Annotated in this window: 10 protein-coding genes; 2 read left to right on the top strand and 8 right to left on the bottom strand. The window is 68.7% G+C overall.

Features of this window, described 5'->3' with window-relative positions; genetic code table 11:
• Positions 1 to 47 precede the first annotated feature (47 nt).
• Positions 48 to 353 carry a hypothetical protein gene (locus K0M70_RS10135; protein ID WP_290781752.1) on the bottom strand — a complete coding sequence of 102 codons (306 nt, stop codon included), beginning with the start codon at positions 351 to 353 and terminating at the stop codon, positions 48 to 50.
• Positions 337 to 1,011: an ABC transporter ATP-binding protein gene (locus K0M70_RS10130; RefSeq protein WP_290781751.1), complete on the bottom strand. Its 675-nt coding sequence runs from the start codon at positions 1,009 to 1,011 to the stop codon at positions 337 to 339. Before K0M70_RS10130 ends, K0M70_RS10135 begins: the two co-directional genes overlap by 17 nt.
• A 109-nt stretch (positions 1,012 to 1,120) precedes the next feature.
• Between K0M70_RS10130 and K0M70_RS10125 the strand changes: the two genes are divergently transcribed.
• Together K0M70_RS10125 and K0M70_RS10120 are read left to right on the top strand one after the other, a co-directional pair.
• Positions 1,121 to 3,073, top strand: coding sequence for an acetyl-CoA hydrolase/transferase C-terminal domain-containing protein (locus tag K0M70_RS10125; protein WP_290781750.1), 1,953 nt, complete (start codon positions 1,121 to 1,123; stop codon positions 3,071 to 3,073).
• 52 nt (positions 3,074 to 3,125) lie between these two features.
• Positions 3,126 to 3,992 carry an MBL fold metallo-hydrolase gene (locus K0M70_RS10120; RefSeq protein ID WP_290781749.1) on the top strand — a complete coding sequence of 289 codons (867 nt, stop codon included), beginning with the start codon at positions 3,126 to 3,128 and terminating at the stop codon, positions 3,990 to 3,992.
• Here K0M70_RS10120 and K0M70_RS10115 read toward each other — a convergent pair.
• From K0M70_RS10115 to K0M70_RS10090, 6 genes are all read right to left on the bottom strand, one after another.
• A complete protein-coding gene (locus K0M70_RS10115; protein WP_290781748.1) occupies positions 3,987 to 4,349 on the bottom strand; it encodes a carboxymuconolactone decarboxylase family protein in 363 nt (120 codons plus the stop codon). The two genes, K0M70_RS10120 and K0M70_RS10115, sit on opposite strands and share 6 nt — an antisense overlap.
• A 24-nt stretch (positions 4,350 to 4,373) precedes the next feature.
• Positions 4,374 to 4,814 carry a thioredoxin TrxC gene (gene trxC, locus K0M70_RS10110; RefSeq protein WP_290781747.1) on the bottom strand — a complete coding sequence of 147 codons (441 nt, stop codon included), beginning with the start codon at positions 4,812 to 4,814 and terminating at the stop codon, positions 4,374 to 4,376.
• Positions 4,811 to 8,038: an efflux RND transporter permease subunit gene (locus K0M70_RS10105; RefSeq protein WP_290781746.1), complete on the bottom strand. Its 3,228-nt coding sequence runs from the start codon at positions 8,036 to 8,038 to the stop codon at positions 4,811 to 4,813. Before K0M70_RS10105 ends, trxC begins: the two co-directional genes overlap by 4 nt.
• Positions 8,031 to 9,107, bottom strand: a complete 1,077-nt coding sequence (locus tag K0M70_RS10100) for an efflux RND transporter periplasmic adaptor subunit (RefSeq protein ID WP_290781745.1) — start codon at positions 9,105 to 9,107, stop codon at positions 8,031 to 8,033. Before K0M70_RS10100 ends, K0M70_RS10105 begins: the two co-directional genes overlap by 8 nt.
• Positions 9,108 to 9,115: 8 nt before the next feature.
• The gene (locus K0M70_RS10095; protein WP_290781744.1) at positions 9,116 to 9,319 is read right to left on the bottom strand and encodes a DUF2892 domain-containing protein; all 204 of its coding nucleotides are present in this window, start codon (positions 9,317 to 9,319) and stop codon (positions 9,116 to 9,118) included.
• Positions 9,320 to 9,341: 22 nt separating this feature from the next.
• Positions 9,342 to 10,260, bottom strand: a 919-nt coding sequence (locus K0M70_RS10090) for an NAD(P)/FAD-dependent oxidoreductase (RefSeq protein ID WP_290781743.1), incomplete at its 5' end; no start/stop codon positions are given.

The raw sequence follows: 10,260 nt of genomic DNA, 5'->3' as shown, positions 1-10,260 counted from the left end.
TCGGCGTCCACCAGCGCCAGCTGGGCGTCGAGTTGAGTCACGGCCAATTACGCCAGCTCCTTGGCGATGCGGGCGCGGGCCGGCCCCACCAGCACATACAGCGTTTTCTTCAGGGGCACGGCCCCCCCGGGGTCAATGCGCACCAGCGAATCACCCGGCTTGACCTCGGTGCCCTCGGGCACCAGATAACGAAGGGTGACGGGACTTGATTCGGACATGGGCGCCAGGATCAGTTCGGCTTCGGGCGCATGCACCTGGCCGCTGAGCAGCACCGGGCGCGACGCCTGGACCTGTGCGCCGGTGGCCGCCAGCGCCAGCACCAGCACCAGCACGGCCTCAGCGCGCCGAATCATGGTCCACCTTGCCGTCGCGCATGCGCACTTGGCGCGGCGCACGCTCGGCCACGTCGGGGTCGTGGGTCACCAGCACCACGGTCTGGCCATCCCGATGCAGCTCGGCGAACAGGCCCAGCACGTCGGCCGCGGTTTTCGAGTCGAGGTTGCCGGTGGGTTCGTCCGCCAGCAGCAGGGCCGGCTTGAGCAGCAGGGCCCGGGCGATGGCGGCGCGCTGCTGCTGGCCTCCCGACAGCTGCTGGGGCCGGTGCGCCATCCGATCGGCCAGGCCGACGCGTTCAAGCAGCTCGCGCGCGTGCGCCTCGACGCCGGCCATGGGCTGCAGGCAATAGCGCAGCGGCAGCATCACGTTCTCGAGCACGCTCAGCCGCGACAGCAGGTGAAAGGACTGGAAGACGAAGCCGATGCGGCGGTTTCGCAGCTCGCTCAGGGCGTCATCGTCCAGCGTGGCAACGTCCGCATCCTCGAACCGGTACCGTCCCGTGCTGGGCCGATCCAGGCAGCCAAGGATGTTGAGCAGCGTGGACTTGCCCGAGCCCGACGCCCCCGTGATGGCGAGGTGCTCCCCTCGCCCGATATGCAGGTCCAGGCCGGCCAGCGCCGGAATATGCTGCCCCTCCACCGAATAGGTGCGGGTGATGTCCTGGAGGTTGATCATCCGCAGCCGCAGTGGAATCGAGGCGTTGAACCTAAAGCTAAGGCCGGCATGAATGCAAGCCCTGCCCGGCTCAGTGCGATACTGGCACTCCACCCTTCCTGGCGCGCCGATGCCCGTCTCCCTGCCGCTCGATTCCCTGGACGCTGCCGTCGACCGGCTGTTCGCGCATGTCGGGCCGCGCATCGTGCTCGCCGCGCCGCTGGGGCTGGGCAAGCCGCATCGCCTGCTCAACGCCATCACCCGCCGCGTGGCGGCCGACCCGGGCCTGAGTCTGGAGCTTCTGACCGCGCTGTCGCTCACGCCGCCTTCGCCAGGCTCGGGACTGCAGCGGCGCTTCCTCGGGCCGTTCCTGGAACGCCACTTCGGCGCCGATTTCCCGACGCTTGACTACGCGCTGGCCCTGCGCCGCGACCAGCTGCCGGCCAACATCAAGGTCGAAGAGTTCTACATGCAGTCGGGCGCCCTGCTGGGCTCGTCGCAGGCGCAGCGCCACTACGTCAGCCTCAACTACACCCACGTGGCGCGGGCCGTGGCCGAACGCGGCGTCAACGCGCTGGTGCAGAAAGTGGCGCGCGAACCCGGCGGCACGCGGCTGAGCCTGAGCTGCAATCCCGACCTCACCTTCGACCTGGTGGACGAAGTGGCGCGGCTGGGCAACGCGCGTCCGTACTTCATCGCCGAAGTCGATCCCCACCTGCCCTGGCTGGACGGGCCATGCGCGGTGGACGCGGACTTCTTCGACCTGGTGCTGGACCTGCCCGGGCCCACGCCCGACCTGTTCGCGCTGGTGCGTGAGCCGGTGAGCGACGCCGACTACGCCATCGGCCTGTATGCCAGCACCCTGGTGCGCGACGGCGGCACGCTGCAGATCGGCATCGGTTCGCTGGCCGACGCGCTCTGCCACGCGCTGGTGCTGCGCCACACCCGCAACGACGTTTACCTTGCGCTGCTCGAAGCGCTGTCGCCGGGGCTGGCGACATCGAAGCTGGTGCAGTCGACCGGCGGCGTCGAACCCTTCCGGCTGGGCCTGTACGGCGCCAGCGAGATGGTCAACGACGGCTTCCGCCGCCTGGTGCAGGCCGGCGTGCTGACGCGCCGGGTGCTGGACGACGCCGAGGCCATGGCGCGCCTGAACCGCGACGCCGGCACGCCCGAAGACGATGCCCGCCTGGCCTTCGAGGGGCGCTACCTGGACGGCGCCTTCTACCTGGGTTCCAAGGATCTGTACGCCTGGCTGCGCGGGCTGGACGCCGAACAGGCGCGCGGCATCGGCATGACCCGCGTGTCCCACATCAACGAGCTGTACGGCAACAACGAGGCGCTGGAGCGCGAACAGCGCCGCGATTCCCGCCTGTTCAACACCTGCATGATGATGACCGCACTGGGCGCGGCGGTGTCCGATGCGCTCGAGGACGGCCGGGTGGTGTCGGGCGTGGGTGGCCAGTACAACTTCGTGGCCATGGCCCACGCCCTGCACGGTTCGCGATCGGTGCTGATGCTGCGCGCGGTGCGCGGGGCGGAGGGACAGGCCTCAAGCAATGTGCTGTGGAACTACGGCCACACCACCATCCCGCGCCACCTGCGCGACATCGCCGTTACCGAATACGGCGTGGCGGACCTGCGCGGGCGAAGCGACGAGGACTGCGTTCTGGCGATGCTGCGGCTCACCGATGCGCGTTTCCAGCCCGGCCTGCTTGACCAGGCGCGCACTGCCCGAAAAGTCGCGGCAGACGCAGCGCTGGCGTCCGGTGCCGAGGGCAACCGCCCCGACCTTCTCTCGAAAAAGCTGGCGCCGTTCCGCCGGGACGGCTCCCTGCCAAACTTCCCGATGGGGAGCGACTTCACGCCGGTGGAACAGCGCCTGGTGCCCGCGCTGGCCTGGCTCAAGCAGCAAAGCGCGCTTCCGGCCGGAAAGCTCCGCCTGCTCCTGCGTGCACTGGTCGCCCCGGCGTCCACGGATACCGAGGCCATGCAGCGCATGGCCTTGGCCGACCCATCGGGACTGGCGCAAACGCTGGAGGCCCGGCTGCTTGCAATGGCGCTGGCGCGCACGGCGGACTGACCCGCGGCGCAGGGCGTCGTAAACTGGGGAACCGACCGCTGGAGACATCGCCATGTCCGCGCCCGACGTCCTGCCCTTCTTCCACGCCGACACCAGCACTTGGTCCTACCTGGTCAGCGATCCCGCCACCCGCGAAGCGGCGATCATCGACCCGGTGCTGGACTTCGACCCCAAGTCGGGCCGCACCGCCACCACGTCGGCACAGCAGCTGCTGGACGCGGTGAAGGATCTGCAGCTGCACGTGCGCTGGATCATCGAAACCCACGCCCACGCCGACCACCTCAGCGCCGGCCACTGGCTCAAGCCCCAGCTGCCCGACGCGCTGCTGTCCATCGGCGAGGGCATCCGCAAGGTGCAGAAAACCTTCCGGCCGATTTTCAGCCTGGGTGAAAACTTCGCGGTGGACGGATCGCAGTTCGACCACCTTTTCACCGACGGTGAAGTGTTCGCGGTGGGCGTGCTGGAGGGCCGCGTCATCCCCGTACCCGGCCACACCAACGACAGCGTGGCCTACCTGATCGGCGATGCGCTGTTCACCGGCGACTCGCTGTTCATGCCCGACGGCGGCACCGCGCGCTGCGATTTCCCGGGCGGCGACGCGGCAACGCTGTTCCAGTCGATCCAGCGCCTCTACCAGCTGCCGGGCGACACCCGCGTGTTCGTCTGCCACGACTACGGCCCCGGCGGGCGCGAAGTGCGCTGCGAAACCACCATCGCCGAACAAAAGCGCAGCAACATCCACGTGCGCGACGGCGTCGACGAGGCCAGCTACGTAGCCATGCGCAATGCCCGCGACGCCACCCTGGCCATGCCCACGCTGATCCTGCCGGCGGTACAGGTGAACATCCGCGCCGGCGCCCTGCCCGAGCCGGAAGCCAACGGCGTGCGCTACCTCAAGCTGCCAATCGACGCGCTATAGCTTGGGCTCGCTGCCGGCCGGCGCCAGCTCGTCGAAGGCACGCAGCGTCTCCGCGGCATAGATCATCGACGGCCCGGCACCCATGTAGATGGCCAGCGAAACTGTTTCGAGCACCTGCTCGCGGGTGGCTCCGGCCCGGATCGCCGCCTTCACGTGGAAGCCGATGCAGCCGTCGCAGCGCGTGGCGATGGCGATGGCGATGGCCATCAGCTCCTTGGTCATCAGATCGAGCGCGCCCGGCGCCAGCGCTTCGCGCGCCAGGCCGCCGAAGGCCTTCATCGGGCCGGGCGCGCCCACGCGCAGCGTGGCGATGGCGGCGTTGAGGTCGTCGATCAGCTGTGGATAGGAATGGCTCATGGAATTCCCTTGGTGGGTGGACGATCAGGTGACCAGCTGTTGGCGGGTCCAGCGCACGATGCCGGCGGCGTCCATCGCGCCGGACTGGCGCGCGATCTCGCGACCCTGGCGCAGCAGCAGCAGGGTCGGAATGCTGCGGATGTTGTAGCGCTGACCCAGCGTCGGCTCCGACTGGGTGTCCACTTTGGCGATGCGCACCTGCGGTTCGAGCTGCGCAGCGGCACGTTCGAAGTGCGGCGCCATCATCTGGCAGGGTCCGCACCACGGCGCCCAGAAATCCACCAGCAGCGGCAGCTCGCTGCGATCGGCGTGGGCGGCGAAATGGTCCACGCCCAGCACCACAGGCTGACCGGTGAAAAGCGGTTTATGGCAGCGCCCACAGGACGGTGCATCCGCCAGGCGCTGAACCGGCACACGGCTCAAACCGTGGCAGTGCGGGCAGGCCAGCGTTGTGGTGTCGGTCATGCCGTGACCTCCTGGCGCGCGCGGCGTTGCAACAGCATGAAGTAAAGCAGCGGAATGACCACCAGCGTGAGCAGGGTGGACACCAGGATGCCGAAGATCAGCGCAATGGCCAGGCCGTTGAAAATCGGGTCGTCCAGGATGAAGAAAGCGCCGGCCATCGCCGCCAGCCCCGTCAGCACGATGGGCTGGGCACGCACCGCGCAGGCCTCGATCACGGCGTCGGCAGGCGACTGCCCCCCCGCCACCGCGTGGTTGATGAAGTCCACCAGCAGGATCGAATTGCGCACGATGATGCCCGCCAGGGCGATCATGCCGATCATGCTGGTGGCGGTGAACTGCGCGCCCAGCAGCGCGTGGCCCGGCATCACGCCGATGACGGTCAGCGGAATGGGCGCCATGATCACCAGCGGCACGAGGTAGTCGCGGAACTGCGCCACCACCAGCAGGTAGATCAGCAGCAGGCCCACCGAGTACGCCAGCCCCATGTCGCGGAAGGTTTCATAGGTGATCTGCCACTCGCCGTCCCACTTGATCGAGAAGCCCGATGCGGTTTCAGGCGCTGACAGGAAGCGCTGTTCGAGCGCGGTGCCGGCCAGCGGCTTGTCGTCGACCTGGCCCACCAGGTCGAACATGCCGTAGAGCGGGCTGTCGAGGTCACCGGCTTCGTCGCCGGTGACGTAAACCACCGGCAGCAGGTCCTTGTGGTAAATGACCGATTCCCATGGCAGGCGCTGCACCGTCACCACTTCCGACAGCGGCACCAGGCGGCCGTCGCCGGCACGCACCCGCAGCGTAAGCAGCTGGTCCAGGCTGGCCTGGTCGCCGGCGGGCAGGCGCAGGCGCACCGGCACGGGGTACTTGGACACGCCGTCGCGCAGGTAAGTGACGTCGCGGCCACCGACACCCAGCACCAGCGCGTCGGCGATGGCCTGCTGGGTAACGCCCAGGCGTGCGGCGCGCACGCGGTCCACCACCACCTGCTCGCGCGCGGCGGGCGATTCCACCGTGCTGTCCACGTCGACGATGCCTTCGGTGGCGGCGAAGCGCGCCTGCAGGTCACGGGCGATGTCCCGCGCGCGTTCCGGGTCCGGGCCGTAGATCTCGGCCACCAGAGGCGACAGCACCGGCGGGCCCGGGGGCACTTCCACCACCTTGACCGACGCACCGTAGCGCTTGCCGATGGCCGCCAGCGCGGGACGGACGGCGCGGGCGATGTCGTGGCTCTGGCGATCGCGCTGGTGCTTGTCCACCAGGTTCACCTGCAGGTCGCCGACGTTGGCACCGCTGCGCAGGTAGTACTGGCGCACCAGGCCATTGAAGTTCACCGGGCCCGACGTGCCGGCATAACCCTGCACGTCGAGCACTTCGGGCAAGGTCGAAACCTCGGCGGCCAGCTCCACCAGCAGCGCATTGGTGCGCTCCAGCGTGCTGCCCTCGGGCAGGTCCACCACCACCTGGAACTCCGACTTGTTGTCGAACGGCAGCATCTTCAGCACCACCAGCTGCACCACCGCCAGGCCAGCCGCCGCGACCAGGGCCAGGCCGATGCCCGCGAACAGCCTTCTGCGCCGCGAATGTCCGTGCTGGTCGTGCAGGAAGGGCCGCAGCACGCGTTCGAAGCCGGCGCGCAGCCTGCCCACCAGCTTGCCGTCGTGATGGCCGTCTTCCTGGGCCGGCACATGCCGGGCCAGCAGCTTGAGCGAAAGCCACGGCGTAACCGTCAACGCCACGGCCAGCGACAGCAGCATGCCCACCGACGCATTGATCGGGATGGGACGCATGTACGGCCCCATCAGGCCAGAGACGAAGGCCATCGGCAGCAGCGCCGCGATGACGGTGAACGTGGCCAGGATGGTCGGGCTGCCGACTTCGTCCACTGCCGGCGGGATCGCCTCACGCAGGGTCTTGCCGCCCAGCCGCATGTGACGGTGGATGTTCTCGACAATGACGATGGCGTCGTCCACCAGGATGCCGATCGAGAAGATCAGCGCGAACAGCGACACCCGGTTGATGGTGAAGCCCATCGCCCAGGAGGCGAACAGCGTGAGCGCCAGGGTGAGGATGACGGCGCTGCCCACCACGATGGCCTCGCGCCATCCCAGTGCGAACAGCACCAGCAGCACCACCGCGCCGGTCGCGAACACCAGCTTCTGGATCAGCTTCATGGCCTTGTCGTTGGCCGTGTAGCCGTAGTCGCGGGTGATGCTGGCGTGGATACCGTCCGGGATCATCGTCGCCTTGAGGCCTTCGAGGCGCCCGGCGATGGCGGTGGTGATGTCGGCGGCGTTGGCGCCCGGCTTCTTGGCAATGGCCAGGGTGACGGCGGGCGCGATGCCGGCCGCGGGGCCGGTCCGGCCGGCCGGCACCGAGTGCCAGGCGTATTGCGTGGGCAGGTCGGACGAAGGGCGGATGGTGGCGACATCGTCCAGGTAGAGCGGGCGGCCGTCGTCCAGACCAATCACCAGTTCAGCCACCTGCTGGGCGTCGGCCAGGTAGCGGCCGGCCGTCAGGGGCACCTGGCCGCTGGCGGTGACGCGTTCGCCCGCTTGCTGGACGACGTTGGCGGCCGACAGGGCGCCGGCCAGGTCGTCGGCGGTCATGCCGTAGGAGGCCAGCCGCGTGGCGTCGAGCTCCACCACCACCGCACGCTGCGGCGCGCCGATGGTGTAGACGTCGCGGGTGCCGGGGACGCGCTTGAGCTCGGCTTCAAGGGTGTGTGCGACTTCGGCCAGTTCGGTGCCGCCGCGCGCCGGGTCGTCCGTCCACAGGGTGACGCTCATCACCGGCACGTCGTCGATGCCCATCGGCCGCACCAGCGGCTGGCCAACGCCCAGGTTTCCGGGCGCCCAATCGGCGTTCGAATACACCTGGTTGTAAAGCCGCACCAGCGCGTCCTGGCGCGGCACGCCCACGGCGAACTCCACCGTGATCAGCGCCATGCCCGGCCGGCTGATCGAATAGACGTGCTTGACGCCGTCGATCTCCGACAGCACCTGTTCCAGCGGATAGCTGACCAGGTTCTCGACGTCCCGCGCTGGCGCGCCCGCGAAGGGGACGATCACGTTGGCCATGGTCACGTCGATCTGCGGCTCTTCCTCGCGCGGCGTCACCAGCGTTGCGAACAGACCCAGCAGCAGCCCGGCCAGGGCCAGGATCGGCGTAAGCGGGTTGGCCTGGAACGAACGCGCCAGGCGTCCGGAGAGACCGAAGCGCGGCTCACTCATTGACCGACTCCGTGCGCCGGGCGGTGAGGTGGGCCAGTGCGGCCAACGGGTCGACCGCGATGCGGTCCCCCGCCGACAGCCCCGCCAGCACTTCGACGCGATCATCGGCGCGGTGGCCGATGCGCACCTGGCGCAGGCTGACCCGGTTGGCGGGGTCCACGGCATAGACCGCGGTCACTTCGCTGCGGCTTACCAGCGCGGATGCCGGCACCACGATGCGTTCGGTCTCGCCGGTCTTGAAGGCGGTCTTGACCGTCATCCCGGGCTGCAGGCCGGTGCTGGCCGTGGGCAGCTCCACGCGTATGCGGAAGCTGTGGGTCTTGGGATCGGCGTAGGGGAAGATCACCAGGCCAGTGGCCTGGATGCGGCGACCGTCGGCCAGGATCACCGTGGCGCTGTCGTGCTCGCGAATGGCCTGGATGTCGCTCTGGGGCACCTCCACGTTCACGCGCAGCTGGTCCAGCGACAGGCCGGACACCAGCGGCTGGCCCGGGCGCACCGACTCACCCACTTCCACCAGGCGCTCGGTCAGGATTCCCGAGTAAGGCGCCTTGATGACGGTGTAGTCCACTTGTTCGCCCGCCTCGCTGACGCCGGCGCGCGCCGACTCCAGCGCCGCGCGCGCGGCGTCGCGCCGGGCCCGGGCCTGGTCCAGCGCAGCGCGGGCCAGAAGCTGCTTGGCCACGAGCTCCTGGGTCCTGCTGAACGACAGTTCGGCCTCGGCCGCATCGGCCTGCGCCGCGCTGAGCGCCGCGGTGGCGCGGCGACTGGCCGACAGCTGTTCCACGTCGGTGAAACGGATCACCACCTGCCCCGCCTCGACGTAGTCATTGACGTCGAACGGAAGCTCCAGCACCCTGCCCGCGGTCTGCGCCGACAGCGTCGCCTGGTTCACCGCTTCCACCACGCCGTCCCAGGCGCGCTCGCGCGGCGAGGTTTGCATCGCCACGTCCAGCGTCTCGAACTGCACCGGCGGCGAGGCCACCGGCAGCGGAGTCTTGTCACCGCAGGCCGCCAGCAGGGCGATGGCGACGACGGCCAGGGGAACCAGGCGGACTTTGCGCGACATGGCACTGCTCACTTGAAGGCGCAGCCGGATTTGAAACCCAGCTTGCCAAAAACCATCGCCGCCGGGCAGAAGCCGGTGAACGACGACTGCAGCAGGTTGAGTCCGACGAAGGCGGTCAGCAGCAGCCAGTACGGCGAGACGAAGTAGGACAGTGCGGCGCTGGCGAGGACCATCAGGCCGGCAAAAGCCATCACGGCGCGATCAATGTTCATGGTCATTCCTTCAAGGGTTGGTTTACTTGAGCCGCTCGATGCCGAGTAGCTTGAGGATGTATTTCTCGTAGACCGGCTCGGTGTTGCCCGATCGCATCTTGGCCAGGAAGTATTTCTCGTACGCCACCTTGGCCAGGTGCACCCACTTGCCCACCTTGGCCCACGTGACGTTGCGCGGCGGGATCTGCGGCAGGGCCACGAAGGCCGCGCCGGTGTCGCCCATGTCGGCCAGGCACACCGCGTTCCATGTGGCGACGGCATCGGCTGGCTTGCCCGCCAGCTCGGCAGCGATGTTTGCGGCGATGGCCGTCACCATCGATTCGATCATGAAGCCGGTCTTGGGCGCGCCGGTGGGAACCGTGGTGACCTCCACCGGCGGAATCGCCACGCAGACACCGGCGGAGAAGATATTGGGGTACACAGGGCTGCGCTGGTGCGCGTCTATCTTTACGAAACCGCGCGGATTGCACAGTTCCTTGGCGCTGCGTACGGCGTCCACGCCGGTGAAAGCCGGCAGCACCATCGAGAACTTGAACGGCAGCTCGTGGTTCGCGTGAAGCTGGCCGCGGCTGTCGAGCTCTTCGACCGTCATCATGCCCTGCTCCACCTTCTGGATCTTCGCGTTGACGATCCATTTGATGTGGCGCTGGCGCAGCTCCGATTCGAGCAGCGTCTTCGAGTCGCCAACGCCGCCCAGCCCCATGTGGCCGATGTAGGGCTCACTGCTGACGTAGGTCATGGGCACCTTGTCGCGCAGCTTGCGCTTGCGCAGGTCGGCGTCGATGATCATCGCGAACTCGTAGGCCGGGCCAAAGCAGCTGGCGCCGGCGGCGGCACCGACCACGATCGGGCCCGGGTCCTTCAGGAACTCCTGGTATGCCGCCCCCCCCGCGCGGGCGGGGGGGGTGGGGGAGGGCGAATGGGGGTGGGCCAGCGGGCCC

This window comes from Arenimonas sp., from assembly GCF_019459675.1.
GTDB lineage: Bacteria > Pseudomonadota > Gammaproteobacteria > Xanthomonadales > Xanthomonadaceae > Arenimonas.
The sequence above is the reverse complement of the archived record's forward strand: the minus strand, read 5'-3'. Positions and strand labels throughout refer to the sequence as shown.

What these genes read in the sequence shown, in the direction of transcription:
- K0M70_RS10105 (WP_290781746.1), bottom strand. Translation starts at nt 8,038, where the DNA reads ATGAGTGAGCCGCGCTTCGGTCTCTCCGGACGCCTGGCGCGTTCGTTC.
- K0M70_RS10115 (WP_290781748.1), bottom strand. Translation starts at nt 4,349, where the DNA reads ATGAGCCATTCCTATCCACAGCTGATCGACGACCTCAACGCCGCCATC.
- K0M70_RS10135 (WP_290781752.1), bottom strand. Translation starts at nt 353, where the DNA reads ATGATTCGGCGCGCTGAGGCCGTGCTGGTGCTGGTGCTGGCGCTGGCG.
- K0M70_RS10100 (WP_290781745.1), bottom strand. Translation starts at nt 9,107, where the DNA reads ATGTCGCGCAAAGTCCGCCTGGTTCCCCTGGCCGTCGTCGCCATCGCC.
- K0M70_RS10120 (WP_290781749.1), top strand. Translation starts at nt 3,126, where the DNA reads ATGTCCGCGCCCGACGTCCTGCCCTTCTTCCACGCCGACACCAGCACT.
- K0M70_RS10130 (WP_290781751.1), bottom strand. Translation starts at nt 1,011, where the DNA reads ATGATCAACCTCCAGGACATCACCCGCACCTATTCGGTGGAGGGGCAG.
- K0M70_RS10095 (WP_290781744.1), bottom strand. Translation starts at nt 9,319, where the DNA reads ATGAACATTGATCGCGCCGTGATGGCTTTTGCCGGCCTGATGGTCCTC.
- trxC (WP_290781747.1), bottom strand. Translation starts at nt 4,814, where the DNA reads ATGACCGACACCACAACGCTGGCCTGCCCGCACTGCCACGGTTTGAGC.
- K0M70_RS10125 (WP_290781750.1), top strand. Translation starts at nt 1,121, where the DNA reads ATGCCCGTCTCCCTGCCGCTCGATTCCCTGGACGCTGCCGTCGACCGG.